The 25,113-nt window shown below is 61.1% G+C and carries 24 protein-coding genes and 1 pseudogene; 10 read left to right on the top strand and 15 right to left on the bottom strand.

From position 1 onward, the window contains the following. The first annotated feature begins 35 nt into the window (after positions 1–35). On the top strand, positions 36–1,385 hold the full coding sequence (gene hemN / locus DH08_RS16835) for an oxygen-independent coproporphyrinogen III oxidase (RefSeq protein ID WP_192180365.1): 1,350 nt from the start codon (positions 36–38) through the stop codon (positions 1,383–1,385). 493 nt (positions 1,386–1,878) lie between these two features. Here hemN and queE read toward each other — a convergent pair whose 3' ends face one another. The 3 genes from queE to queC are packed head-to-tail and all read right to left on the bottom strand — an operon-like array spanning position 1,879 to position 3,664. Then, a complete protein-coding gene (gene queE, locus DH08_RS16830) occupies positions 1,879–2,613 on the bottom strand; it encodes a 7-carboxy-7-deazaguanine synthase QueE (RefSeq protein ID WP_345892410.1) in 735 nt (244 codons plus the stop codon). Continuing rightward, complete coding sequence (gene queD, locus DH08_RS16825; protein WP_192180363.1) at positions 2,610–2,966, bottom strand: 6-carboxytetrahydropterin synthase QueD; 357 nt, start codon at positions 2,964–2,966, stop codon at positions 2,610–2,612. The genes queE and queD overlap by 4 nt, the downstream gene beginning before the upstream one ends. After that, on the bottom strand, positions 2,966–3,664 hold the full coding sequence (gene queC / locus DH08_RS16820) for a 7-cyano-7-deazaguanine synthase QueC (RefSeq protein WP_192180362.1): 699 nt from the start codon (positions 3,662–3,664) through the stop codon (positions 2,966–2,968). Before queC ends, queD begins: the two co-directional genes overlap by 1 nt. Positions 3,665–4,257: 593 nt before the next feature. Here queC and DH08_RS16815 point away from each other — a divergent pair. Continuing rightward, positions 4,258–4,641, top strand: a complete 384-nt coding sequence (locus tag DH08_RS16815) for a hypothetical protein (RefSeq protein ID WP_192180389.1) — start codon at positions 4,258–4,260, stop codon at positions 4,639–4,641. Between the two features lie 878 nt (positions 4,642–5,519). Here the strand turns inward: DH08_RS16815 and DH08_RS16810 are convergent. The 12 genes and pseudogenes from DH08_RS16810 to DH08_RS16760 all read right to left on the bottom strand — a co-directional run. After that, a complete protein-coding gene (locus tag DH08_RS16810; RefSeq protein WP_192180361.1) occupies positions 5,520–5,774 on the bottom strand; it encodes a helix-turn-helix domain-containing protein in 255 nt (84 codons plus the stop codon). Between the two features lie 372 nt (positions 5,775–6,146). Then, on the bottom strand, positions 6,147–6,443 hold the full coding sequence (locus DH08_RS16805) for a hypothetical protein (RefSeq protein WP_210328771.1): 297 nt from the start codon (positions 6,441–6,443) through the stop codon (positions 6,147–6,149). Positions 6,444–6,724: 281 nt separating this feature from the next. Beyond that, positions 6,725–8,548 carry a glutamine--fructose-6-phosphate transaminase (isomerizing) gene (gene glmS, locus DH08_RS16800; protein WP_192180360.1) on the bottom strand — a complete coding sequence of 608 codons (1,824 nt, stop codon included), beginning with the start codon at positions 8,546–8,548 and terminating at the stop codon, positions 6,725–6,727. Between the two features lie 602 nt (positions 8,549–9,150). Next, positions 9,151–10,125 (bottom strand): hypothetical protein, encoded by a 975-nt coding sequence (locus tag DH08_RS16795; RefSeq protein WP_192180359.1) that lies wholly within the window; start codon positions 10,123–10,125, stop codon positions 9,151–9,153. Between the two features lie 200 nt (positions 10,126–10,325). Then, positions 10,326–10,892: a DUF2285 domain-containing protein gene (locus DH08_RS16790; RefSeq protein WP_246800893.1), complete on the bottom strand. Its 567-nt coding sequence runs from the start codon at positions 10,890–10,892 to the stop codon at positions 10,326–10,328. Next, entirely contained in the window at positions 10,795–11,169 is a 375-nt protein-coding gene (locus DH08_RS37435) for a transcriptional regulator domain-containing protein (protein WP_428338487.1), read from the bottom strand. The genes DH08_RS16790 and DH08_RS37435 overlap by 98 nt, the downstream gene beginning before the upstream one ends. 21 nt (positions 11,170–11,190) lie before the next feature. After that, positions 11,191–11,823: an acyl-homoserine-lactone synthase gene (locus DH08_RS16785; protein WP_192180358.1), complete on the bottom strand. Its 633-nt coding sequence runs from the start codon at positions 11,821–11,823 to the stop codon at positions 11,191–11,193. A 92-nt stretch (positions 11,824–11,915) separates the two neighbouring features. Then, positions 11,916–12,176: a helix-turn-helix domain-containing protein gene (locus DH08_RS36885; RefSeq protein WP_345892407.1), complete on the bottom strand. Its 261-nt coding sequence runs from the start codon at positions 12,174–12,176 to the stop codon at positions 11,916–11,918. 731 nt (positions 12,177–12,907) lie between these two features. Further along, positions 12,908–14,299, bottom strand: coding sequence for a TolC family outer membrane protein (locus DH08_RS16775; protein ID WP_192180386.1), 1,392 nt, complete (start codon positions 14,297–14,299; stop codon positions 12,908–12,910). A gap of 484 nt (positions 14,300–14,783) precedes the next feature. Beyond that, positions 14,784–15,509, bottom strand: coding sequence for a LuxR family transcriptional regulator (locus DH08_RS16770; protein ID WP_192180357.1), 726 nt, complete (start codon positions 15,507–15,509; stop codon positions 14,784–14,786). 118 nt (positions 15,510–15,627) lie between these two features. Beyond that, positions 15,628–16,530, bottom strand: coding sequence for a pantoate--beta-alanine ligase (gene panC / locus DH08_RS16765; protein WP_192180356.1), 903 nt, complete (start codon positions 16,528–16,530; stop codon positions 15,628–15,630). A gap of 74 nt (positions 16,531–16,604) precedes the next feature. Then, positions 16,605–16,754 (bottom strand): annotated as a pseudogene (locus tag DH08_RS16760) (3-methyl-2-oxobutanoate hydroxymethyltransferase); the annotation flags it as partial. A gap of 173 nt (positions 16,755–16,927) precedes the next feature. Here DH08_RS16760 and DH08_RS16755 point away from each other — a divergent pair. The 8 genes from DH08_RS16755 to DH08_RS16720 form a co-directional block, all read left to right on the top strand. Beyond that, on the top strand, positions 16,928–17,896 hold the full coding sequence (locus DH08_RS16755) for an NUDIX hydrolase (protein ID WP_192180355.1): 969 nt from the start codon (positions 16,928–16,930) through the stop codon (positions 17,894–17,896). 64 nt (positions 17,897–17,960) lie between these two features. After that, the gene (gene nadA, locus DH08_RS16750; RefSeq protein WP_192180354.1) at positions 17,961–18,935 is read left to right on the top strand and encodes a quinolinate synthase NadA; all 975 of its coding nucleotides are present in this window, start codon (positions 17,961–17,963) and stop codon (positions 18,933–18,935) included. Next, positions 18,932–20,476: an L-aspartate oxidase gene (locus DH08_RS16745; protein ID WP_192180353.1), complete on the top strand. Its 1,545-nt coding sequence runs from the start codon at positions 18,932–18,934 to the stop codon at positions 20,474–20,476. Before nadA ends, DH08_RS16745 begins: the two co-directional genes overlap by 4 nt. Continuing rightward, complete coding sequence (gene nadC, locus DH08_RS16740) at positions 20,473–21,327, top strand: carboxylating nicotinate-nucleotide diphosphorylase (protein WP_192180352.1); 855 nt, start codon at positions 20,473–20,475, stop codon at positions 21,325–21,327. The genes DH08_RS16745 and nadC overlap by 4 nt, the downstream gene beginning before the upstream one ends. 152 nt (positions 21,328–21,479) lie before the next feature. Next, positions 21,480–22,421, top strand: coding sequence for a biotin synthase BioB (bioB, locus tag DH08_RS16735; protein WP_246800895.1), 942 nt, complete (start codon positions 21,480–21,482; stop codon positions 22,419–22,421). Beyond that, a complete protein-coding gene (locus DH08_RS16730; protein ID WP_192180350.1) occupies positions 22,418–23,554 on the top strand; it encodes an 8-amino-7-oxononanoate synthase in 1,137 nt (378 codons plus the stop codon). The genes bioB and DH08_RS16730 overlap by 4 nt, the downstream gene beginning before the upstream one ends. Then, positions 23,551–24,186, top strand: coding sequence for a dethiobiotin synthase (gene bioD / locus DH08_RS16725; protein WP_192180349.1), 636 nt, complete (start codon positions 23,551–23,553; stop codon positions 24,184–24,186). The genes DH08_RS16730 and bioD overlap by 4 nt, the downstream gene beginning before the upstream one ends. Beyond that, on the top strand, positions 24,186–25,113 hold a 928-nt coding region (locus tag DH08_RS16720; protein ID WP_192180348.1), incomplete at its 3' end, for an adenosylmethionine--8-amino-7-oxononanoate transaminase. The genes bioD and DH08_RS16720, both read left to right, overlap by 1 nt.

Raw genomic sequence — 25,113 nt, 5'->3', positions numbered from 1 at the left:
AGAGTTCCGGCGACGCAAACACGGTGGACCACGACATGCGACCGGAATTAGCTGCCAGACTTGGCGAGAACGTCCCCCGCTACACCAGCTACCCGACCGCGCCGCATTTCCATCCGGGCGTCGACGCGGCGGTCCAGAAAGGCTGGTTGGAGGCGCTCGAAGGCGGCGACGAGATATCGCTTTACCTGCATATTCCCTATTGCGACAGGCTCTGCTGGTTCTGTGCGTGCCATACCAAGCAGACGCGTCACTATGAGCCGGTCACCGCATTTCTGCGTTCGCTGCATGCGGAGGTCGCGACGATTGCCGGTCATGTCAGAGGCAAGGCCTCCGTCCGTGCAATCCACTTCGGCGGCGGTTCACCGACCATGCTGAAGCCCGAGGATATGGTGGCCTTGGGTACTGTCCTGCGTGACAACTTCGATTTTCTCCCGAATACGAAAATCAGCGTCGAGATCGATCCCAACGATATGGACGATGCACGTCTCGATGCGCTCGCCGAGATCGGCATGACGCGGGCGAGCCTCGGCGTCCAGGATTTCGATCCGAAAGTGCAAAAGGCGATCAACCGCGAGCAAAGCTTTTTGCAGACCAAGACAGTCGTCGATGGAGTTCGTTCTCGCGGCGTCGAATCGGTCAATCTGGACCTGCTCTACGGTCTGCCGCATCAGACCCGGGAGAGCGTCTGTTCCACCGTGGCGCAGGCGCTCACCCTGGAACCGGACAGGATGGCGCTTTTCGGCTACGCTCACGTGCCCTGGTTCAAGAAGCATCAAACGATGATCGACGAGGTATGGCTCCCCGGTCCCACGGAGCGGTTTGCCCAATCGCAACTCGCCGCACGAGCGATTGTCGACAAGGGATACGAAGCAATCGGGCTCGACCATTTCGCCAAGCCGGGCGATACGCTGGCGCTTGCGTCGCACACAGGGGCCTTGCATCGCAATTTTCAAGGCTACACAGAGGATCGTTGCGAGACATTGATCGGCCTTGGCCCTTCGTCCATCAGCCGATTTCGCCAAGGTTACGCGCAGAACATGCCTTCGACCGCTGAGTACGGACGTATGGTCGCCAATGGCGGGCTGGCCGGCGTCCGCGGCATCGCCTTTTCCGACGACGATCGTGTCCGTGGCTGGATCATCGAGCGGCTGATGTGCGATTTCGCCTTCTCGGCGATCGACCTGGTGGAGCGCTTCGGGGAAGCTGGCCAAAAGCTCCTTATTCAGGCAAGCTCAATCGCCCTTCAGGATCCTGATCGACTGCTTGAACTCCAAGGCGACAGTTTCGTCGTGCTGGCGGAAGGTCGTCTCTTCGTGAGGAGCATTGCGGCGAAGTTCGACAAATATTTCGAAAGTGGAACGGCCAGGCACTCGGTGGCAGTCTGAGCACCGCAGAGGAACGGTCACGGAGCGAAGCCATACCGTGTGCGCGATGATGTCGGAGGAAGCGATGGCGCTTGTGGCTGCCGGGCGAGGTATTCATCAGCGACCAAGAGCTGGGCAATCGTGATTGTGCTGACCGCGAGCCACAATAAGTTTGTCCCGTGCCTTACAATGATTCATCAAGGCGTTTAGTGGCGTTCCTTCGCGGGAATCAGGTGACGTTGAACATCACCAGCCTGCCATGACCGCCATCTCTCAGCGAATTTGCAGAACTCTCACACTACCTGGATTCCGCTGCCAATTGGAACAACACGATGCCGCCCTAACACACCTCTTGACCTCAGCATCGTCATGTGAGCCTGGGTTCAACACGGCTGGCCACGCTCTCGGTGCCGATACCAGAAGTCCGCAAGTACCCCGGCAGCGCCGTCAAATGTGGGCCAACCCGGCCAACCGAAGATCCGCAGGCGCAGTTCCAGTACAAAGCAGGCGCAGGCTAGACGGCCCTCTTGTTGCCCCAGAGCATAACGTGCAGCTGCGGCAGCACGCGGGCTTCGAACCACTTGTCACGGGTCACCTTTTCAACCAGCCACTCCATGCGTTTCATTATTCCGTCCAGATCAACAGACTCGTCTTGGTTGCCGGGACGGGGCGGCGTGTGATTGCCGGGTTGCAGGTAGACCGGAAGGCGCGGAAATCGCTCCGCGGCGCCTTTCGCGTAGGCGTAGTCGCTCTCGTCGAAAACAACGAGCTTGAGCACGATTTGCGGCTTCTCCTGCGCCGCATCGACGCACGCCTCGACAGCGGCCCAATCTGTCCTCATTTCGCTTGAGGGCGGCTTTGGGCTGAGAATCAGCACGTCAAGGTCGGCAAACCAGTCCTTGACCACGGAACCTTGGGTTTCCAGCGCAAAACGGTAACCTTCACCATGGCCTCGCTCGATGAGCGGACCGAGCGGCTGGATGGCCGGATTGCCGCCTGACAGCGACACCATCACCGGGCGGCCGCCGGAAAGCGCAACCACGTTTTGCCACACCGCGCCGATGGACATCATCTCCCATTGATGGCGGAATTGATTGTCCACCGCATGCAGGCTGTCGCACCAGGAACAGCGATAGTCACACCCGCCGGTTCTGATGAAGACCGTCGGCAAACCGATGAGCACGCCCTCGCCCTGGATCGTCGGTCCGAAAATCTCGCTCACGCGAATTGCGGGATGCGTATCGGTCACGGCCGGTACTCCGCCCAGGTTTTCGGCGTTTCGCTCACCCGCACGGCCGAGGTTTCGGGCAGGCGCGCCTTGCACCATAGATAAAAATGTCTGGCCAGGCATTCCGCGGTAACTTGCTCATGTCCCAGCACGTCATTGAGATGTCGGTGGTCGAAACGCTCGTCGATATAGCGTTTGAGTGGCGCCAAATCGTGATAGTCGCGCACGAAGCCGTCATCGTTCAGTTCCTTCGCCGAAAGATCCACTTCGACGATGTAATTATGCCCGTGCAGGCGCGCACATTGGTGATCGGGCGGCAACGAGGTGAGCTGATGCGAGGCCGAGAAGTGGAATTCCTTGGTGATGCGGAACATTATGCGCTCCTCCTTCGCAGCGCATCAAGCCAGAAGTCGGAGTCCTCGTAGTCGGTGGGATCCGGGTGCCCAGAAAGATGGAACGCCTCGCGCCGCTCGACGCAGGTCCCGCACCTGCCGCAGTGACGCTCGGCGCCCTTGTAGCAGGACCAGGTCTGCGCAAATGGCGTTCCGTATGTTGCTCCATCCCTCACAATGTCGGCCTTCGTGAGATTCACATAGGGCGCATAAATGCGAATCTTCGCGTAGCCGTCGAGCGCACGGTCTTGCATCATCTGGAAAGTGTCGATGAAGGCCGGACGGCAGTCGGGATAAATGAAATGATCCCCACCATGCACGGCAGTCGCCACCGCTTCGACCTTGTGCGCGGCGGCAAGCCCGAAAGCGGTGGCCAACATGATGGCGTTCCGGTTCGGCACCACCGTCACCTTCATGGTATCTTCGGCGTAGTGCCCGTCCGGCACATCCACACTGTCTGTCAGCGCGGAGCCGGAAAGGCCGCGACCGATTTCGCGGATGTCGATGATGCGATGAGGGACGTTCAGACGCTCAGCGCAAAGGGCTGCAAAGCGCAATTCCTTCCGGTGCCGTTGGCCGTAATCGAAAGATAGAAGGCCGGCGAGCTCGTACTGCGCTGCCACCTTGTGAGCAAGAGTAACGGAGTCCAATCCGCCGGAGCAGACGACGAGAGTCTTCATCATTGGGTCCTTGTTTTAACCGGGTAGGCTGCGACCGGAGATTTCTCTGCGCTCCCCGTACTTCAGGAAATCCATTTTGTGAAGTGAAGGGGGGACGAGTTTGATGCGCTGACGCGCCGCTGTGTGCAAGGCGCCCTGAGGCGGTGAGCCGGCAAGGAACACGGACGAGCGAAACGGCACGCTTCAGTGGATGAAGCCGAGTGTCCCAGAATATGTTCTGTAGGAGGACCGGATCATCGGAAAACAAGGTTCTCGACGCTTCGATCAAGCGCCTGGCGGCCCGAGCTTCGAGGACGCCACCGCGAGGTTTTCATGTACAAGACGGCCCGAGATTGGGCTTAAGAACGGACTTACCAGGTGGCCGAAATGCAGATGTCTGGAATGATCACGACATCAATTGTCGCGGCAACTTGGCTGGCCGGCTCTTCGGGTTCCGTAGATCCCGCGCATTCCGCTTCAGGATCGGTTCGAACGGAGCACGCCTTCAGTCAATGGCCGACCGGCAAACCCCAAAATGATCGCTCGTGACCGACATCTGTGAAAAAGCCGTGTGCGTCGATTGCAATCATCCCGGTGTTGCGCGCAGTTACCTTATGAATGAACTGGATTTGATGGTTTTCCAGATGGCGGTCGAAAGCGTCCGCTCGCTCTCCTTAAGCTTCGCTGAAAAAGCCACGGAGATAGCCATCAGGAGCCGCGGCATCCTGCTTTTCGACGTGCGGGTCGACGGTGACGCGGAGGTCCAGCGGGTCGCAGCCATCCGATATCAGGGTGAGCAGACCGGCGTGCTGGCGTTGGACAGACCGGGCCTCGTTACCCACCATTGCATGGTCAACGGCACTTTCTCACATTTCATTGCGCCCTTGGAGAACTGGCACAGCATGCCCCTGTCGATGCAGGCCAAGATCGATGCCAACGGCCATGCAAGTCTCTTCCTAGGGGCCTTGCGAAATGCCGGACATATGCTGGGCAGCTAGCATTTGGCTACAATCATTTGTGGATTTTTGCATGCGGCATCGCTGCCGGCATTGCTGGCACGATTGTCGTAAACGGCTTCGGCGATCGCGGCAAAGCAATGGCCGCGATGGCGATCAAAGCGTAGGCCTTGCATCGATGCTTCATCGTGTAGAGGCGAGGTCTGCGCCTGGCATCGAGCATGAACGGAGATTGCGCAAAGCGCAAATGCATCAGGTATTTGATGGCACGAGCCCCCCTCATGCAAATGGAGCCTGCCGCGGCCGCTGTCGTCCGATCGTGCCGCCGAAGTCGAGGGCGTGCCGATCGACCACGCTGGAGGAAGCGCAAGGCCTCGGGCGCCAAGGCAGAGGCGCAAGCGAAGGCCGAACACTGGCTGGCTGCTCGGGATCTGATCGATGCGTGTCAGACAAGGAGGCGTTGGATTGCGGCCCTACCTCAACGTTCCTAGAAGCGCGCCGGCAGCCTGGGCGGGGGGCTTGGGGTTAGACTGCCGGCGCACGCCACTCACGAAGAGCGGCCCCTTTTCGCTGTTCCGACACCCACAGTCAACCCAGCGCGTCTGGGGCTCGCTGTGCCCCCGCCCTCGTCGGCCAACTTGATGCTGCAGCCAGTATCGCCTTGCTGACCCAGCATGAATTCGCCGTTGCCAATCCTTCGTCGCGAACCGGGCTATCGTGCCCGTGTCACGGCACTCCGGGCGGCAATATCGCCTGGCACAACTTCCTGATCGGTGACCCGGGCAGTGGACGATAATTCTCTTGGCAGTACTGCGCCCGAAGGCCATCGCGTCCAACGGAATTAAGCGTCGACTATCAGTCTCAAAACAACACATCACAAGGTAGCGGATCTTCCACCCATTGGCAGATTATCCGACTGATCACGCGGCATCCGATATGTCCGACTGTCCCTCAAGAATTCCCACAGGTATGGACAGCGATCTCGCTATCCGATCCCGATAGCCCTTGTTGTACCTCAGACCCGACTCGATGTTTTGGATTTCCTCAGCGGCAAGCCCGCTCGCCACCGCGAGGTCCTCGATGGAATATCCAAGGTGCTCACGATAAGCGCGGATGATGTGGGTTCCGTCTGACATAGCCGTCAAGACTGGCTCGGGAATGCGCGAGTCCTTCATAGACACCTCCAAGAAGAGAAGGAGCGCCTGATAAATCGGGAGATTTCCTCCCCAACCTGACGCACCTAGCAAATCAAAAAAATGGACGTCGATCCGGCCGGATTGGCCTCATCCATAGAATGCGCCACCTGAAATTGGCAGCCGGGTCGGGATATGGTGGCTCACCTGGTTCTGATCAAGTTCCAACAAGCGGCCAGCCTGAGATCGCCTGATCGACTATACCGCATTCGTCCTGCGATCCCGACTCATTCTCGCCGATGGCTTTCTTGAGCAGCAACTCGCCGCCCTGCCGCCGCCTCCGTCCAGGAGTCCCCACACTTTTGGGCTCCAGAACCCCGCGTCTTTTATGATCCAACCGCTTGCATACCGCGCTTAGGGCGAGTCGCCGGCTACCGGAACCGACCCCAGTAACGCAACGATTTGTTGCACACGTTTTTGCGAAGCCACTGCCTCAGCAGAGGCGATTTGCAGCTCTTGCAGCAGGGCGGCACGATCGTTCGCCTCCAGCTCCAGTGGACCGGCGCCTATTCCCGACAATAGCCATGAGGGACTCACGGCCAAGATGCCCGCCATCATCGCAAGGCGATTGGATTGCGGCGCGGCGCGGTCGCATTCCCATGCTTTCCAGCATGCCATCTGGACACCAAGCCGGCGTGCGGCCTGCGCCATTGTAAGTTTGGTGACCTCGCGAGCGAACGAAATACGTCCCCCCAGAGTATCGGATGGCGCGAAATCACTAGGGTCGGTTTGAGTAAGAATTAGCTCGGTCCTCCTATGGCTTGGTTCAATCCCTTTCGGGCAAGACCTGCTGCGAACTCCGACCATGCCGGCCATCGTTCCGATTCGAAGCCGGCCAGTCTTGACAGGATTCGGCCCCATCATTAAAGGGCACGTTAAGGTGTTGGCGCTTTCGGATGGAGGAGCATCGCCACCTATAAAAAGCGTCACAATCATTCGACTGTGACCGATTTCGCGAGATTGCGCGGCTGGTCGACATCTGTGCCCATGAAGAGCGCCGTGTGGTAGGCAAGAAGCTGTATCGGCAGCGAGAAGATCATTGGCGCGATAATGTCGTCGACGGCCGGCAGCACGATCGTATGCATGGTGTCGAGTTTCGATGCGGCGGCCCCTTTTTCATCGGTGATGAGGATAATCCGCCCTCCACGGGCAGCCACTTCCTGCATGTTGGAGACGGTCTTGTCGAAAAAGCGATCATGTGGCGCGATGACGATCACTGGCATGTTCTCGTCTATCAATGCAATCGGACCGTGCTTCAATTCACCCGCCGCATAGCCCTCGGCGTGGATGTAGGAAATCTCCTTGAGCTTCAGCGCACCTTCCATCGCCAGCGGGAAACTGGTGCCACGACCGAGATACAGGACGTCACGACACTTTGACAGTTCGCGCGACAGGAACTCGATCTCCGGCTGGATGCTGTTGATTACCTGGCCCATGATGCGCGGCAGTTCGGCGAGGCTCCTGACGAGCGTCTGCACCTCGTCTTCGGTTACGGTTCCGCGGGCCCTGGCGGCGCCGATGGCGAGTGCGGCAAGAACGGCAAGCTGGCAGGTAAAAGCCTTGGTGGAGGCGACGCCGATCTCCGGTCCGGCAAGGATCGGAAAGACCGCATCGGCCTCCCGAGCAATGGTCGATTCGCAGGCATTGACGATGGCGCCAATTTTCAGCCCAAGCTCCTTGCAGTACCTCAGCGATGCGAGCGTATCGGCGGTTTCGCCAGATTGCGAAATGAAAAGAGCCGCCGACTGCGGCGATAACGGGATCTCGCGGTAACGGAATTCGGACGCGACGTCGATTTCAACCGTCAGGCGCGCATAGCGCTCGAACCAGTATTTTCCGATCAGTCCGGCGAGATAGGCGGTTCCGCAGGCAGAGATCGCCAGGCTGGGGATCCTGGCGAAATCGATGCCAGAAACCATGTCGGCGCGATTCTCTATGATGTTGATATAGTGGCCGAGCGCACGGGCGATGACCTCGGGCTGCTCGTGAATTTCCTTTTCCATGAAGTGGCGATGGTTGCCCTTGTTGGCCAGAGCGGCTGCGGCCGTGGAGGTCTGGCGCGGACGCTCGACAGGATGGCCGTCGAAATCGAAGATATGGGCGCCCGTCTTGCCGATAACAGCCCAGTCGCCGTCGATGAGATAGGTAACTTCATTGGTGAAGGGAGCAAGCGCGATCGCGTCGGAGCCCAGGAACATCTCGCCGTCGCCGTGACCGATCGCCAGCGGTGGTCCGTTGCGCGCCGCCATGATGGTCGACGGATCATCCTCAAAGAGGATGGCAAGCGCGTAGGCACCCCTGACGCGTTTCAGCATGGCAGCCATTGCTTCTCGCCGCCTCATGCCCTCCCGGCGGTGTCTTGCCAAGAGATGCGCGACGACCTCGGTGTCGGTGTCGGTCTGGAACTCGGCTCCGGCCGCCGCCAATTCGTCCTTCAGCTCGGCGAAATTCTCGATGATGCCGTTATGGACGACGGCGACACCGTCGGTAAAGTGCGGGTGCGCATTGCGTTCGGTTGATGCTCCATGGGTTGCCCAACGCGTGTGGCCGATTCCGATGTTGCCGCCCAGCGGCTCTTCCTTGAGTCTCATCTCCAGATTGACGAGCTTGCCTTCGGCGCGCCGGCGGTGCAAGGCGCCCTCGGTGATCGTCGCAACGCCGGCCGAATCATAGCCGCGATATTCCAGACGCTTCAACGCGTCGACCAACCGGTCCGACACCGGCTGTTGCCCAACGATGCCAACAATCCCGCACATGTTCGTCTCCGCATTCTTCCCGGGCAGCTTCAGCCCACGCAGTAATCACGAGCACGGACACCCACCCGGCCCGCTTAGATTCAGGATCTTGTAGAAGCATTCTGTAATATTGGTACAATCGATTGTAAGGATAAGTACCATCCACCCCATGGATAGACTAAGACGCCTGGATCATGATCGTCGCCGCCGATCAAGATCCTGATTCCCTACCGCCGCCCTTTGACACGCTGGCTTTCGCCGGCAGAGCTTAGCCCGCGAAGGCATCTATCAGTGCGCTGTTCGTCGGCATGGCCGAAACCGAGATCAACGGGTTCGTTGGCGCAGGCAACAGAGCGCGTCCAGCGACGGTTTCAATGGCCTATTGCAGCAAAAAACTAAGGACCGATCGATTCATTCAAGTTTGGCAGCTCAATCGGTGCCATCTCACCTTTGGCTGGCGCTATGGGTCTCGCCATGGCGCCAGCCAGCGCATAAGTACCTGTTCAAATCAATCCAGCTGTGCAGACAACCGCTTTGGGGCCGAAGAGATTGGAATGGCGGCATAGCCTCATCTTGCCTTACAAGGCTCACGGTCGGGGAAGGCTATTTCGGGACTTTCGAAATCAGCGGAGCACAGGCTCTCCATGGAAGCGGCGGCGCGATGGAGGAGAAACGCCGAAGCCGACTTCCATCATCAGCCGTGGCCTGTGCGTCGGCACGGTACCCATATGGAAGCCGAACGGATCCTCGACGAAACCGAGACCGGCCTCTCCGGTCAGCGTGACCGGGCTTTGCTCGCCGTAGACCTCCAGAACCTCTTGCGCGGGATGGCCGACGAGAAGGGTAAGCTGGTGCTTGAGGGCGCGGCGGTTATGGCTGCCGCGGACATAGACATGGGGGCCGGTGCCCTCATCGACCGGCACAAGGTAGAAGAAGAACTTCAGCATCCGCCAGTCATCGAGGTCGAAGTGGTATTTGCTAAGCGAAGCCATGTTCTTGTCGGCGTCGGAGGCCTGGCCGGTCGGGAAACTCCACCAGACACGCGTGGTGATCAGCTTCGCCTGGCCGCCGAGATAGTGCGCGGCGATATCCATGAGCAGCGGATCGTTTTGGATGGCGAGTGCCGCATTGCAGCCGAGAATGCGCTCGAAATAGTGGCCGCTGAGCAAGGGACGGCCGAACCGGGCCTCAGCCTGCGCATGCTCCGTCGGCATGAATTCGAGGCGGCGGTCGAAATTGCCGAAGCAAGGTGTGCACATGGCGAATGCGGCAACATCTTCAGAGACCGTTGTTGGCAGGACGAGGCCGGAAAACAGCCCATCCGAGCGTAGCGCGTCGACAATGTCTTGGCGATTGACGCCAGCGAACATCGTGTCCTGGGCTCTTTGCGACCTTCGGACCGGCTTTGCACCACGCCAGTGCATTCTCCGTGCCGGCATGGTGCGCGCCAACATGAACATCGGCAGCCATGCCGGATTCTCGCGAATATCCGAGAGATAGGTCGGGATGCGTACAGCGATGCGATGAAGCATGCTGCCGTTTCGCGCGATCGCCTCAAGGCTTGCAGCGCCGGCCTTGTCGGAGTTCATATCGGTCATCAGGGTCCTCGGGGTATGTAATGCACTATCGACGAAGCATTGGTTCTCAGTGCTTCGTCCGTTTACCCAAACCTCGATTCCCGCCGCGAAAGGACTAACCGCGCGTCACGTTTTGTGCAATGCACAATGACCCCATCATGGCAAACGCAGTCAGATCCCGGCGCGTTTTCGAATAGGCCAATTACTAGCTCTCACCACAATCACATCAGGAACTGTCTGTAGCCGCCGCCCATCAGGTAGCGGCCACGTTGGATGGCGCGACGCACCTGGTCGCGAAGATGGTTGCCTGGATGAGACCAATCTTCTTCGACACGCCGTCTCCCGAACAGGGCAATAGCGATCTCCTGATGGGATGCGCCGGCAAGCGAGCCATCCAAAGCCTGGAGCACGATACGCAGACGCCCTCCGCGAGGTTCCGGCGGAAGGCAAGCAGCTGCCAGCCGGCCGCAACCATTGATGTCGTTCAGGAACTGAAGGGCAGCGACATGGAACTTCAGGTGCCGCGGCGGCACGATTGCGTCGACATATAACCGCAACGGGCAGAGAACGGAGGCACCGGAAACGGCGATCTGCAGACTCCGACAGTCCTCCCTCAGCAGCACGTGCTGCATGCCGGCAGGTGTCAGCAGGATGTCCTTGCCGCATGAGAGCGAAGAAAGATCAAGCGGTTCAAAATTGTGGTCGAGCCCAACCGGCTCCGCGGCCGCTCGCAGGACACGGCCGCAGTCGCGAGGATCCCAAAAGACCCTTGCCGACGTGGCGTCCAATTGTGGCGCATCCGCGAAAAAGGAGGCTCCATTGCCTGAGGCAAGATGATCTTGTCGTCAGCTCGATTATCTCCGTATCGGCGCGTGTTCTGACAATGCAGGCGGGCGGTGCAATCTTGGCGTGGTCGCGCTGGAATTGCGGATTGCGCCGAAGAAATTCCCAGGCCCAGGCAGTGCGTGTCAATCGTCTGGCGTAGTGGTAAGCTTCGTGGCGACGCCAGTCCGGCCAGCATACAAGACCGAGCGTCGCATCCTTGGGCAGATCAGCATCCGTCACGGCTCAGATGTCCACAATGGCTTATGCTGAGAGGCCGAGAACCGGTTGCCACAATACCGGTCCGCTCAGACGTCCCCTGCTGCGAACGCGCAAAAGGCTCGCGTGGGAAATCTCGAGAAAGCCGGCCACCGCGTTCGTTTTGCCGACGGCCATCGGCTGTCCGATGCGTAACAATGGCCACGTTGCGAGGCGAAGGATCCGTTCCATGCGCGTATCGGTCACCGTCACTATCCGGGTGAGATCGTTGGCCAAGCCGAACTCGATCATGCCGGCGAACAGCTCGTAGGTTGCCTGGGCCAGCCCGCCCGCCGCCTTGGGCGCTGACGGAGGGAGATCGAGCGCGAAACGACTGCTCTCCCATATGTCGGCGGTCGAGGGCACAACGTCAGCACCCAGCAGCACCGGGAACGTGTCGCGCAACATTGTGGGTCCGGTGCTGGGCAAAAGACGCACGCAACCGCGAATTCGCCAATCGGATCCCTTGAGAAGCAGATAGACAGGCTTGAAGCCATCAAATGCGTCGGTTTCCATCTCGTCTTCGGTCTGAACTTCCCAATCGAGCCTTGCCTTGAACACCCGATATCTGAGCCCGTGCATCTCTTTGAGCTCGCTTGCGAACTCGCCGTAAAGGTCCGGTGTTATCAGCTGCATCATGGTCGCCTCCGTGCGGGATGTGTTCCGCCATCGAAGGGCAAAGCTGACGGTGATTCAGCCTGTAGACGTTTACAGCTATCTTGGCGGAAGGATCACGATCTCGCCTGAGCGGACGCAGCCAGCCGTGCAATGGCCTGGTTGACCGTTCGCACGCCAAGCTTTGCCTTGGCGTTTTCCAGAGGGAAGGTCACCGTGCGCTTCGAGACGCCGAGGATCTGGCTGACGTCCCAGGCCGACTTGCCGCGCGCCGTCCATTTCAGGCATTCGAACTCTCGCGGAGTGAGCGTTACACCATCCACCACGCGATCGTCGGCGAGCCTGCGCCGAACATGGATGTGAAAGTTGATCGCCACCAGCTGCAATGCTTTTTCATAACGTGCCAGTGACCGCAAAAGTGGTGGACGGGTTCGTCGGAAGCAAAGGTCAGCGCAGCAAACCGGCCGCGATGATCATGACATCGTCAATCCGCCGCGGATGCCAAACTGAGCGGCATTATCCAAGCGTTGGCGGCGCGGACGAAAGCGTTCCTGATCTGCCCCCTTCATCCGCCAGAACAGTGCTTGGTGACATATCCCCATTGCAGGGATCGCTTGATCTCCTTTTGCGTCGCCGGGGGCCATTCTCCTGCGATAGGGCGAACCGTCATGGGCGCGGGCCGGATCCGCTAATCCGCAGCGTCAGCGGAGGACCGGAGCGGACGACTTTTTTGAAGCGAAGCGGCCGCGAGGAGCCCACCCTGAGATAGCGAAGGAAGCGGACGGGAAAATGCCGGAAGCGATCTCAACGGAAGGACGCGGCCCGTGCCGCGTGTCTTCCTTGAGGTTGATGTTCAAGCGAACGAGTTTCGCCGCCGTGCGAGAGCTGATACAGGCCTCAGAAAGATTGAGGAATCTCGTGCTTTCTTCGCTTAAGGAACAGATATTGTTGGAGACCAATGAACTTCCGCGTTTGGCGCAAGTGGTCGCTTACTAGACTAGGGCTACGAATCTGGACGGCGTATGATGCTCGAAGTGGGCTCGGAAGCTGCCTTTGCCGTACTCGACTCCGGCCAGGAGGGATCATTCGCAGAGCGTGCGTTGATCGGCTAGCGGCCGTCCGGCGTGCGCAGGCCAATCCACTTGTCCTTGACCGCGTTGTAATGCTTTTCAGGCTTGTACTTTGTCACCTTCAGACCAAGGCGCTCGACCGACAGACGGCCGGTCGCCTGTAGGATGGCATAGCTCGCTACCACCACGTCGTGCTCGGCGCTGGCAACATTGATCTTGGCGGTGATGAGGTCGTTCTGGGCGTTCAACACGTCGAGCGTAGTACGTTGGCCGACATTGCGCTCCTCGATGACGCCGTTCAAGGCAAGCTGCGCGGCTGCGATCGCCTGCCGGTTGGCCGCGACGCTCTGCTGAGCGGCGGTATAAGCAGTCCATGCCGCGGTCACGGCTTGGCGCACTTGGTCGCGGCTGACATCGACCTTGATCCTAGCCTGGCTGAGCGATTCCTTGGACTGGCGCACCAGTGCTGAAGTGCGGCCACCAGAATAAATGGGGACGGTCAGCGTCGCCCCGATGCTGGCCGAATTGGTTGTGCCTTCCGTTCCGGTGGTAATCACGCCGGGCACGGTGTTGCGATAAGCGCTCGAGACGCCGGCGCTAGCGGAAAGCTGGGGCAGCTGCGCGCCTTCGGCCGATTTCATTGAAAACGCCGCCGCGTCAACAAGAAGCTGGGTGGCCAGGATGGCCGGATGCTCGGCTGATGTGATCGCGATTGCCGCATCGAGGCTCGACGGCAGCAATTTTGCCACCGGCGCCGCCGGCCTGAGCTTCCCTGGCTCATCCCCGACGATCTGGCGATAGGTTGCCGCACTTGCCAGCGCCCGCGCGCGGGCGGCACTCAACTTCGCCACTGCGTTGGCGCGCTGGGCATTGGCCTGCGCGATGTCGGTGCGGGTGCCTTCACCAACCTCGAAGCGCGAACGCGCATCACGCGCCTGCTCGGTCAGGGACTGGAGATTCTGCTCCGTCAGCACGGCAACTTGCCGGTCGCGAATTACGTTCATATAGGCCTGGGCCGCGTTGAACAGGGTGTCTTGTTCGGCGTTGCGTAAGCTCTCGACCGAAGCGCCGACCTGCGCTTCGGCGGCCGCGACATTGTTCCTGGTCTGAAAACCGTCGAACAGGGTCTGATCGATTTCGACGCCGAAGTTACCTGTGGTTAGGCGCACGCTCCGGTTCGAGCCGTTGAGGTGGCTGCTGGAATACTCGAGGTCCGCGGAGCCTTTGATGGTCGGACGCCAGCCCGACTTGGCGATGGCCACGCCCTCGTCCGTGACGCGTGTGCCGGCGCGGGTCGAATTCAGCGAAGAATTGTTCTGATAGGCCTTAGATAGGGTTCCGAAGATAGTCTCTGCCGATGCCGTTAACGTCGGTAGCACGGTAGCAGAGCAAAAAATAATAGCAAAAATGCTGTTGCGTATAGTCGGCACAAACATATCCCTCATTTTATTTCGTCATGGCAACTGCGCCGCGTCGGCGGTCGCGATTAACCAGCCGACACGACGTCTCGTGGCCCTTCAGGCTCTATGCTTGCGCATAGAGAGATCCTCCTGAGCGACCTTTTTCATTCCGGTCACCCTGCGTAAAATCGATTGTTTTGATGAGAACGCATCTACATGATGGATATCAACGGAACCCCCGCAAGCTGGAGGCATGACGGTACAGCGTATCGGCGATCGCAATAAAGTTCGCCATCCGGGAGACCGGCATTCGCCACCAAGTTGCCTGGGCCAGCCGCCCGCTGCCTTGGGCGCTGACGGAGGGTGAGCGAGCGCGAAACGACTGCTCTCCCATATGTCGGCAGTCGAGGCAGCTGCAGCATGGTCGCCTCCGTGCGGGATGTGTTCCCGCCATCGAAGGGCAAAGCTGACGGTGATTCAGCCTGTAGACGTTTACAGCTATCTTGGGGGAAGATCACGATCTCGCCTGAGCGGACGCAGCCAGCCGCGCGACGGCCTGGTTGACCGTTCGCACGCCAAGTTTTGCCTTGGCGTTTTCCAGATGGAAGGTCACCGTGCGCTTCGAGACGCCGAGGATCTGGCTGACGTCCCAGGCCGACTTGCCGTGCGCCGTCCATTTCAGGCATTCGAACTCTCGCGGAGTGAGGGTTACACCATCCACCACGCGATCGTCGGCGAGCCGGCGCCGAACATGGATGTGAAAGTTGATCGCCACCAGTTGCAATGCTTTTTCATAACGTGTCAGTGACCGCAAAAGCGGCGGGTGGGATTGGTCGGAAGCAAAGGTCAGCGCAGCAAACCGGCCGCGATGATCGTGCATGGACATCGTCAATCCGCCGCGGATGCCAAACTGAGCTGCACTCTCCAGAATTTGTTGCTGTGACGTCGGCAGACGCTGCCGAGCGCGATCCACGCCCCAATCAAAAGTATCCCAGCCTTGCAGCCCGCGCAGGATCACCGGATCAAGGCTGTGGTACCGTTGCTGCAGATAACGTGATGTCCAGCGCGAAGGATAGTTTGAGATCAAACGCGGCGCATCGCCGGGGACCGACGGGTAAGTAAAATAGGCGAAGAGCGGAAAGTCGAAGCCGGCGGCGGCGGACGCCATTGCCTCACTGAGATCGGCGGCATCAACGCTTGCAGAGAGTTGCTCGACGAAGTTCTCAAACACGCGATGCATGTGCGTTTCGCGTACCTCCGTGAATGTCGCTCGATGCCAGGCAGAGACCTGGGTTTAAACGGTCGCGCTCCGATAGAGCTGGTAGGATGTTGTCGCCTTCATCGCCCCCATTGCTTTCCTACCTCTGCTTGCGGGCGTGGCTCAACGCCGACAACCTCGTTAATGTTGAACCAACCGGTGATGTTCTGACGTTGTCGATGAGCCGTGTGTCGCCAAGCGACGCCGCGACAAGCAAGCGCGCCGGTCGGTCAACGTTTGTCATCGGTTGCAGATCTGCCTCGCCGCGAAGCTCCAGGTATTCGACCTCGCGATAGCCGGCAGACAAAATTGCTGCGCGCGCCTCAGCAAGTGTTGCCGGGAGGGGACCGCCGCGCGCAAGCCGATCAGCCGTCTCGAGCAAGATCGATGGTAGCTTCGGGGCAATGGTGCGCTCGGCTGGCGAGAGCCGGGCATTGCGCGACGATAGAGCGAGACCATCGGCTTCGCGGACTGTCGGACAGGGGACAATGGTGATTGGGATATCCAGGTCTCGGACCATGTTCCTCACAAGCTGAAGCTGCTGGAAATCCTTTTCGCCGAAAAAGGCGAAATCAGCGCCGGTTTGCAAGAAGAGTTTGGCAACGACGGTCGCCACGCCATCGAAATGGCCCGGCCGAAACGCGCCGCACAGGCCTTCACTGACGCCGGAGACTGAAACGGTCGTGGCGAAGCCCGGCGGATACATCTCCTCTGCATCCGGCACATAGAGAAGATGCGCGCCCAGCGACGCGAGCTTTGCCGCATCTTGGGTTTCCGTCTTGGGATAGGCGGCAAGGTCGGCGGCACTGTTGAACTGCTTGGGGTTGACGAACAACGTCACGATGACCCGATTAGCCTTCTGAAGCGCTGCACGCACGAGGCTCAGATGTCCTTCATGCAAGGCCCCCATGGTCGGCACCACTGCGACACTTGCGCCCGAGCGGCGCCATCCCGCCACAACAGTCCGAAGCTCGGCAACGGTTCGAACGATCGGCACGCTCATGCGACGTCTCCGGCCCTCGACGCGGCGGCGTAGACATGTTCGGCCGCCGGAAAGCGCCGGTCCCTCACATCGGCGGCGTCGCCGACGAGGACGATGTCGCAGTGTCGATCAACCAGCTTCGCGATCGGCGTGGTATATGCCGTCAGGCATACGAGTGGAATCTGGCCCTTAAGCAAGCGAATATCCGGCGGTGTAATAGCGTTTGTATCTCCAGCTGCGCTCACCCCGTGCCTCCTTCCCTTGCGTTACCCCCGACGGGCGTCGCGTTTGGCACATTTTTGTGCAAGTGCGAAGAGCTAAAAAAGGCCGTGCAGCACTGCGGTGTTGACGTGCGGGCAGCCACGCTTACATTAAATCGATTAAGGCGCCCGAGACTGGGCTAACCACTTTCGCGAACATGGACCATCAGGCAACAGGAACCAGGAAAGACAAAGGCGCCATCAAGGCTGACGAAGTCAAAGTGGACCTGATCGCCGTTGTCGTCGCCGTAAACGACAGTGAACCCTGTGTCCTCACCATCGGGCAGGCGGACACCCTGCCCTCCGGACCATTTGCGCTTGAGCACCGATCGCCGCAATCCGGTTTGAGGGGGTGGGTGGAGCAGCAAACCGGCCATCCGCTGGGGTACATTGAGCAACTCTACACCTTCGCCGACCGGGACCGCGTCGGCGCCGCGCGCCAGCAGCGCGTCATCGCCATCAGCTATCTCGCATTGACCCGCAAGGAACAGGCCGCGGGTTCGCCCCAGTGCGGCTGGCAAAGTTGGTATGAATATTTTCCATGGGAGGACCACCGCTCCGGCACGCCGCCGGTGGTTCTGGATGTTCTGCGACCGCGCCTGATTGAATGGGCAGACGGCGCCAGCGACGCCGCCACGCGACGCGAACGCCGGCAGCGGGCGGCGATCGCCTTCGGCTTCGACGACCGCCATTGGAACGAGGAACTCACGCTTCAACGCTATGAGTTGGTCTACGAAGCAGGCCTGGTCCAAGAGGCCGGAAGCCGACGGGACGCGACGCCGCCTCCGCTGGTGGCCGGCAAGTTCATGGTCGCCGATCACCGCCGCATCGTGGCGACCGCTATCGCGCGACTGCGCTCCAAGATCAAATACCGGCCCGTCGTCTTCGAGCTGATGCCGCCGGTTTTCACACTTTTGCAGCTGCAGCGAACCGTGGAGGCGCTCTCCGGCAGGCTCATCAACAAGCCGAACTTTCGACGGCTTATCGAGCAGCAAGAGCTGGTTGAGAAGACTGGGGAGACGACCGCCGAAACCGGTGGCCGGCCGGCGCAGCTCTACCGCTTCCGCCACGCCATCCTCGACGAGAGGCCTGTGGCCGGGACAAAATTGCCGCTCACCCGGGGTTGACATGGCTTATAGTCACAACGAATATATAGGTCTTATAATCATGTAGACTATAATTGGAGGCTCGATGAGCGCCGTCTTGCCTTCGGGCGCGTCCCTGTACGACCGCGTTCGGCGCGTCATCCCCCCGATCGAATGGCCGATCTTTCTGGACGATATCGAGGCAATTCTGGCGCTGAAGCGGGAGCGCAACGCCGTTATCCTGGCGCACAACTACCAGACGCCGGAGATCTTCCACTGTGTCGCAGATATCGTCGGCGACAGCCTGGCGCTTGCCCGCAAGGCGATGTCGACCGAAGCGGACGTGATCGTGCTTGCCGGCGTGCATTTCATGGCCGAGACGGCAAAGCTGCTCAATCCGCAAAAGACGGTGCTGATCCCCGACTTGCACGCAGGCTGTTCCCTGGCCGACTCGATTACCGCCGAGGACGTGCGCCTAATGCGTCAGCGCATTCCGAATGTGCCGATTGTCACCTATGTCAACACGTCGGCGGAAGTGAAAGCCGAGTCCGACATCTGCTGCACATCGGGCAATGCGCGGGCTGTGGTGGAGTCCCTGGGTGTTCCTCGGGTGATCATGCTGCCGGATGAATATCTGGCCAAGAACGTCGCTGCCGAGACGGATGTCGAGATCCTGGCCTGGAAGGGCCATTGTGAGGTGCACGAGCGCTTCACTGCCTGCGACGTTCGTGAATTGCGTCAGGCACATCCTGGCGTCGTGGTGCTAGCTCACCCCGAGTGCCCGCCCGAAGTGGTGGCCGAGGCCGACTTTTCCGGTTCGACCGCGGCCATGTCCGACTATGTCGGGCTGCAAAAGCCGCCACGCGTAGTGCTGCTGACGGAATGTTCGATGAGCGACAATATCGCGCTCCAGCATCCGGAGCTCGAGTTCATCCGGCCCTGCAATTTGTGCCCGCACATGAAGCGGATAACACTCGCCAACATCCGTGCGGCGCTGGAGCAGAACCGCCATATCGTGACAATCGAGCCGGAAATCGCCCAGCGCGCGCGGCTTGCGGTCGAACGGATGCTGGCACTTTGAGCGCCGATGTCCGCAGCTTCTTCGGGCGGCCCATTATCATTGGCGGCGGCATCGCCGGGCTCATGACCGCGCTTCATCTGGCGCCGGAGCCAGTGCTTCTTCTGTCCAGGACCCTGCTGGGGGCCGACACGTCGAGCACCTGGGCACAGGGCGGTCTGGCCGCGAGCCTCGGTAATGACGATGATACGGCGCTGCACCTTGCCGACACGCTTACCGCAGGGGACGGGCTCTGCGACAGAGACATGGCGGACCGCGTCCTAAAGGCAGCGCCTGCTGCGATCGAGGGGCTTGCGGGCCTCGGGGTCCCCTTCGACCGGACGCTGAAAGGGTGTCTGCGCCTCGGATTGGAGGCCGCGCATAGCCGGCGTCGCATCGTTCATGCGCATGGCGACGGCAGCGGGCGTGAGATCATGCGTGCCCTGATCGCGGCCGTGCGTTCCACTCCATCGATTGTTGTCCTGGAGGGCGTGGAAGCGCGCCGGCTGGCGGTGAGCGACAATGCGATCCGCGGCGTCTGGGCGAGCTGTTCGCTAGGATCCGTTTTCTTCGGCTCACGGCGCGTCGTCCTCGCCAGCGGTGGGATCGGCGGGCTATTTCTAGACACCACCAATCCATCCGGCAGTTGCGGACAGGGCCTGGCGCTTGCGGCCCGCGCGGGAGCTGTCCTTGCCGACCTCGAGTTCATCCAGTTCCACCCGACCGCGCTTGACGGGCCCGAACGCCCGATGACGCTCATCAGCGAGGCTGTTCGCGGCGAAGGTGCCGCCCTCATCGACGAAACCGGCCGGCCCTTTCTCGGGGGCGTGCCAGGGGCGGAACTTGCGTCTCGCGATGTCCTGGCGCGCGCCGTATGGAACCATCTGGCCAACGGCCACCGCGTTTTCCTCGACGCGCGGCGACGGCCGGGTTCGGAATTCGCGCGACAGTTCCCCACAATCGCATCTGCCTGCCGTGGAGCCGGCATCAATCCGGCGCGGGACCTTATTCCCGTTCGCCCCGCCCAACACTACCACATGGGTGGAGTGGCGGTTGACGGATCCGGCCGCACCTCCGTCAAGGGGCTCTGGGCCTGCGGCGAAGTCGCCTCGACCGGACTGCATGGCGCCAACAGGCTCGCCAGCAATTCCCTGACTGAGGCGGTCGTGTGCGCGCGCTGGGTCGCGGAAAGCGTGGCCGGAACCCCTGCCCGCAGGACAAAGCCTGCGTTTGGAGGCGATTACCCATCGCCTGATCCCATACCCGTGCGTCCCTCCCTGTCGCCCGCACTCGGCATCGTCCGGAATGGTGCAGGTTTGAAAGCAGCTATACGGGCCTTGCTGCCGATAGCCGAAAGCAAGCACGCAGCAGCGGACCCGGCGGCCGTTGGGCTGATGATCGCGATTGCAGCGTTGCGGCGCGAGGAAAGCCGAGGCGCCCACTACCGGACGGATTTTCCCCATCAGGCACCCGTTGCCAGACGGTCCGAAATCACACTCGAAGCGGCCTTAGGCGCAGCGCGGGAACTCGCAAATTCTCCAGCGCTGGCAGGCCTCACGTCATGAACCTCAGCCCCCTTCCCGTCATTATGCTCGAACCACTGGTGCGGGCAGCCCTTCTCGAAGACCTCGGCAGAGCCGGTGACGTAACTACGGACGCCATTGTAACACCCTACCACTATGCAAGAACCGTGCTGGCGGCGCGCCAGCGCGGGATTGTTGTGGGGCTCGATCTGGCCATTCTGGCCTTCCGCCTGATCAGTCCCGATGTTGAAATCTCGGTGGAGCGGCCAGACGGCAGTAGTGTCGTGGAAGGGGAGGTCATCGCATCGGTAAGTGGCCCGGCCAGGACCATTCTCACCGCAGAACGCACCGCGCTCAATTTTTTATGCCATCTGAGTGGCATTGCCACCGCGACCGCGTCGATTGTCGCAGCCGTTCGCGAACACCCTGCGAAGATCGTCTGCACCCGCAAGACGACACCCGGCTTGCGCGCTATCGAAAAATACGCCGTGCGCGCGGGTGGGGGCGCCAATCACCGCTTCGGCCTCGATGACGCCATCCTGATCAAGGACAACCACATCACCATCGCCGGCGGGATCCGTGCGGCCATCAAGCGCGCGCGAGCAAGTGCAGGTCATCTCGTCAAGATCGAAGTCGAGGTCGATACGCTGACCCAGTTGGAAGAGGCCCTGACGCTCGCCCCCGACGCCATCCTGCTTGACAACATGTCGGTTGACCAATTGCGAGAGGCGGTGCTGATGGTCGCCGGTCGAGCCATCACCGAAGCATCGGGCAGGATCACCGCCGCGTCAGCGCCAGCCATCGCCGCCACCGGCATCGATCTTATCTCCATCGGCTGGCTGACCCATAGCGCGCCGATCCTCGATATCGGACTTGATTTTCGAGCGCGCTGATAACCCACGAGCAAACGGTCAGGATCGACACACATTCAACCGGCCTGAATCGGACGACGAAGATACGGCAAGCCAAGAACTGAGAACAGGACGACATGCACGACACCAATCCGACTAAGACGATGCCACGGGCGCAATGCGCTGATCGCGGGATGTGGACCTTGGAGAAGGCTCGCGCGCTCCACGACGCACCTTTCAACAATCTCCTCTTCCTGGCGCAAACCGTCCACCGCGAGAATTTCGATCCCAACAAGGTCCAGCTCAGCCGCCTCCTCAGCATCAAGACAGGCGGATGCCCGGAGGATTGCGGCTATTGCAGCCAGTCGGCGCATCACGAAACGGGCCTGAAGGCGTCGAAGCTGATGGAGGTCAGGCGGGTCATCGCCGAGGCGACCAAGGCGCGCGACGCCGGCGCCACCCGCTATTGTATGGGTGCCGCCTGGCGAAACCCCAAGGCGCGCGACATGGATGCGGTCGTGGCCATGGTCGAGGGCGTGAAAGCACTCGGCATGGAGACCTGCATGACCCTCGGCATGCTCGATCTTGAGCAGACCGCTCGTCTGAAACAGGCTGGTCTCGACTATTACAACCACAACATCGATACGTCGGAACGCTACTACAGCGAGATCATCAGCACGCGCAGCTTTGCAGACCGGCTCGATACGCTCGAACAGGTACGCCAATCCGGCATCAAGGTCTGCTGCGGCGGCATTGTCGGCATGGGCGAAGAGCCGGTGGACCGGATCGATATGCTGGTGACGCTGGCCAATCTGCCGGAACATCCCGAAAGCGTTCCGATCAACATGCTGATCCCGATCGCCGGCACCCCGCTTGCCGACGCCAAGCCGATCGAGCCGATCGAATTCGTGCGCGTGATCGCGCTGGCACGCATCATGATGCCGAAATCGCATGTCCGTCTTTCCGCCGGCCGTACCGCCATGACCGACGAGATGCAGGCGCTGTGTTTCTTTGCCGGCGCCAACTCGATCTTCGTCGGCGACACGCTGCTGACCGCGGACAATCCAGACGAAGACAAGGATACCCTCTTGTTCCGGCGCCTTGGCATCGAGCCGATGGAACTTGAGGCGCAATGAGCGGGGCACCGCTTGCCCGCTATGACGCGACCTTGCTGGGGCTGGCGCGCAGGGACCGGCTACGGACGCTGTCACCGTGCGCCGGGCTCGACTTCTCGTCGAACGATTATCTCGGGCTTGCCGCCTCCAAAAGACTTGGCGACGCGGTTGCGGCGGCGATTGCGCGCGGCACACCGGTTGGCGCCACCGGATCGCGGCTGTTGCGCGGCAACACGCCGGAACACGAGGCCCTGGAGGCAGACGCGGCGACGTTCTTTGGAGCCGACCGCGCGCTGTTCTTCGGCAGCGGCTACATCGCCAACTTCGCCCTTCTGACCGCGCTGCCGCAGAAGGGCGACCTGCTGGTCCTCGACGAACTCGCTCATGCCAGCATGCATGAGGGGGCACAGGCCGGACGCGCCCAGTTCGTGCTGGCCGCGCACAACGACATGAATGCCGTCGAGGATGCGATCACGCGCTGGCGCGCCGAAGGCGGCACGGGACGCGTCTGGATCGTGGTCGAAAGCCTCTACAGCATGGATGGCGACCGCGCGCCGATGGAGAGCCTGGTCGCGCTTGCCGATCGGCACGAGGCATTCATCGTCGTCGACGAGGCGCATGCCACCGGCGTCTGGGGACCGGACGGCCGCGGCCTTGCAGCTGCTTTCGAGGGTCGCGACAACATTGTCGCGCTTCACACATGCGGCAAGGCGCTCGGCGCGTCGGGTGCGCTGGTCACCGGGCCGGGACTACTGTGCGACTATCTCGTCAACCGGTGCCGGCCATTCATCTACGCTACTGCGCCATCGCCGCTGATGGCAGTCGCGGTGCGCGAAGCGCTCGCCATACTGTCCGACGAGCCCATGCGCCGCATTCAACTGCAGGAACGCGTCGCCTTTGCGGGCCGCCAATTGGCCGAGCGCGGCCTGATGCCGAGCGGCTCGCAGATCCAGCCCTTCGTCATCGGCGAGAACAGGCGCACCATGGCGGTGGCGGCGTCATTGCAGGCTCGCGGTTTCGACATACGCGGCATACGTCCGCCGACGGTGCCCGAGGGCACGTCGCGGCTGCGCATTTCGCTGACGCTCAACGTCGACGAAGCCGACATTTCCGCCATGGTCGAGGCCCTCGTCGAGGTGTTAGCGTCAACATGACTGAGCGTATCGTCGTCACCGGAACGGATACCGGAATCGGCAAGACGGTGTTTTCGGCCGGGCTCGCCGGCCTCCTCGACGGTTTCTACTGGAAGCCGGTGCAATCGGGCCTCGACGGCGAAACCGACAGCGAGGTTGTGGAACGGCTTGCCGACCTGCCGCCAGGGCGCGTGCTGCCGGAAGCCTACCGCTTGAAGAGCCCGCTGTCGCCGCATCGCTCGGCCGAACTCGATGGCAAGTCGATCGAGGCTGCCTATCTTTCATTTCCGGTCCTGCCGACACCGCTCGTCATCGAAGGCGCCGGCGGCCTGATGGTGCCGCTCAACCGGCAGACAAAGTTCATCGACATATTCGCGCAATGGCAGCTGCCGGTCATCCTGTGCGCTCGCACCGCGCTCGGCACGATCAACCACACCCTGCTGTCGATCGAGGCCCTGCGGGCCCGCTCAATTCCGCTCATTGGCCTCGCCTTCATTGGCGACGAGGTGGCCGATACGCAACGGACAATCGTGGAATTCAGCGGCGTGCCGCAGCTCGGCAGGCTCCCACTCCTCGATCCGCTGACGAACGAAACGCTGAGGGACGCGATGGTTGCCGGCTTTGACCTTGCCTCGATTGCCGGAGGCGGATGATGTCGCAGTCTCAAGTCTGGCATCCGTTCACACAGCATGCGCTCGAGCCGGCGATCCCCGAAATCGTCCGGACGGAAGGCGCCTACCTTAATAAGGCCGACGGCACGCGCATCCTGGACGCCATCTCTTCCTGGTGGGTCGTTACCCATGGCCACCGCCATCCCCGCATCATGAAGGCCATCGAGACGACCACGGCGAACCTCGACCAGATCATCTTCGCGGGCTTCACGCACGAGCCGGCCGAAAGCCTGGCCAAGGCGCTTGTCGGCCTCGCTCCCTCTGGACTCGACTGGGTGTTCTATTCCGACAGCGGCTCGACCTGCGTCGAAGTCGCGCTGAAGATGGCGCTCGGCTATTTCCGCAACACCGGCCCACCGCGCTCGCGCATCGTCGTCATGGAGCACAGCTATCATGGCGACACGATCGGCACGATGAGCGTCGGTGCCCGCGGTGTGTTCAACGCCGCCTACGAGCCCCTGCTGTTCGAGGTCGACACCATCCCCTTCCCGTCCACGGGACACGAGCAGGAGACGCTCGATCGGTTCGAGGCCGTCAGCCGCGACCGGCGCGCCGCCGCGCTGATTGTCGAGCCGCTGGTGCTTGGCGCCGGCGGCATGCTGATGTATCCGGCCTGGGTTCTGGCCGAATTGAAGAAGATTGCCGATGCCTCCGGCACGCTCCTGATCGCCGACGAGGTGATGACCGGCTGGGGGCGCACCGGGACCATGTTCGCCTGCGAGCAGGCGTCCATCTCTCCGGATATCCTGTGCACCTCGAAAGGCTTGACAGGCGGTGCCATCCCGCTGGCGGCAACGCTTGCCACCGACGCCATATTCCAGGCTCACTATTCCGAGGACCGGAAGAAGACCTTCTTTCATTCGAGCTCCTACACCGCCAATCCGATTGCCTGCGCGGCCGCCCTCGCCA

The sequence above is a fragment of the Mesorhizobium amorphae genome (assembly GCF_014843845.1).
Taxonomy (GTDB): domain Bacteria; phylum Pseudomonadota; class Alphaproteobacteria; order Rhizobiales; family Rhizobiaceae; genus Mesorhizobium; species Mesorhizobium amorphae_A.
This window is presented reverse-complemented; position numbering and strand designations above follow the sequence as displayed.

What these genes read in the sequence shown, in the direction of transcription:
- queD (WP_192180363.1), bottom strand. Translation starts at nt 2,966, where the DNA reads ATGTTCCGCATCACCAAGGAATTCCACTTCTCGGCCTCGCATCAGCTC.
- nadA (WP_192180354.1), top strand. Translation starts at nt 17,961, where the DNA reads ATGAGCGCCGTCTTGCCTTCGGGCGCGTCCCTGTACGACCGCGTTCGG.
- bioB (WP_246800895.1), top strand. Translation starts at nt 21,480, where the DNA reads ATGTGGACCTTGGAGAAGGCTCGCGCGCTCCACGACGCACCTTTCAAC.
- nadC (WP_192180352.1), top strand. Translation starts at nt 20,473, where the DNA reads ATGAACCTCAGCCCCCTTCCCGTCATTATGCTCGAACCACTGGTGCGG.
- DH08_RS16785 (WP_192180358.1), bottom strand. Translation starts at nt 11,823, where the DNA reads ATGATGCAGCTGATAACACCGGACCTTTACGGCGAGTTCGCAAGCGAG.
- DH08_RS16810 (WP_192180361.1), bottom strand. Translation starts at nt 5,774, where the DNA reads ATGAAGGACTCGCGCATTCCCGAGCCAGTCTTGACGGCTATGTCAGAC.
- queC (WP_192180362.1), bottom strand. Translation starts at nt 3,664, where the DNA reads ATGAAGACTCTCGTCGTCTGCTCCGGCGGATTGGACTCCGTTACTCTT.
- glmS (WP_192180360.1), bottom strand. Translation starts at nt 8,548, where the DNA reads ATGTGCGGGATTGTTGGCATCGTTGGGCAACAGCCGGTGTCGGACCGG.
- DH08_RS16730 (WP_192180350.1), top strand. Translation starts at nt 22,418, where the DNA reads ATGAGCGGGGCACCGCTTGCCCGCTATGACGCGACCTTGCTGGGGCTG.
- DH08_RS16755 (WP_192180355.1), top strand. Translation starts at nt 16,928, where the DNA reads ATGGACCATCAGGCAACAGGAACCAGGAAAGACAAAGGCGCCATCAAG.
- DH08_RS16795 (WP_192180359.1), bottom strand. Translation starts at nt 10,125, where the DNA reads ATGACCGATATGAACTCCGACAAGGCCGGCGCTGCAAGCCTTGAGGCG.
- bioD (WP_192180349.1), top strand. Translation starts at nt 23,551, where the DNA reads ATGACTGAGCGTATCGTCGTCACCGGAACGGATACCGGAATCGGCAAG.
- DH08_RS16805 (WP_210328771.1), bottom strand. Translation starts at nt 6,443, where the DNA reads ATGGCGCAGGCCGCACGCCGGCTTGGTGTCCAGATGGCATGCTGGAAA.
- hemN (WP_192180365.1), top strand. Translation starts at nt 36, where the DNA reads ATGCGACCGGAATTAGCTGCCAGACTTGGCGAGAACGTCCCCCGCTAC.
- DH08_RS16815 (WP_192180389.1), top strand. Translation starts at nt 4,258, where the DNA reads ATGAATGAACTGGATTTGATGGTTTTCCAGATGGCGGTCGAAAGCGTC.
- DH08_RS16770 (WP_192180357.1), bottom strand. Translation starts at nt 15,509, where the DNA reads ATGCATCGCGTGTTTGAGAACTTCGTCGAGCAACTCTCTGCAAGCGTT.
- panC (WP_192180356.1), bottom strand. Translation starts at nt 16,530, where the DNA reads ATGAGCGTGCCGATCGTTCGAACCGTTGCCGAGCTTCGGACTGTTGTG.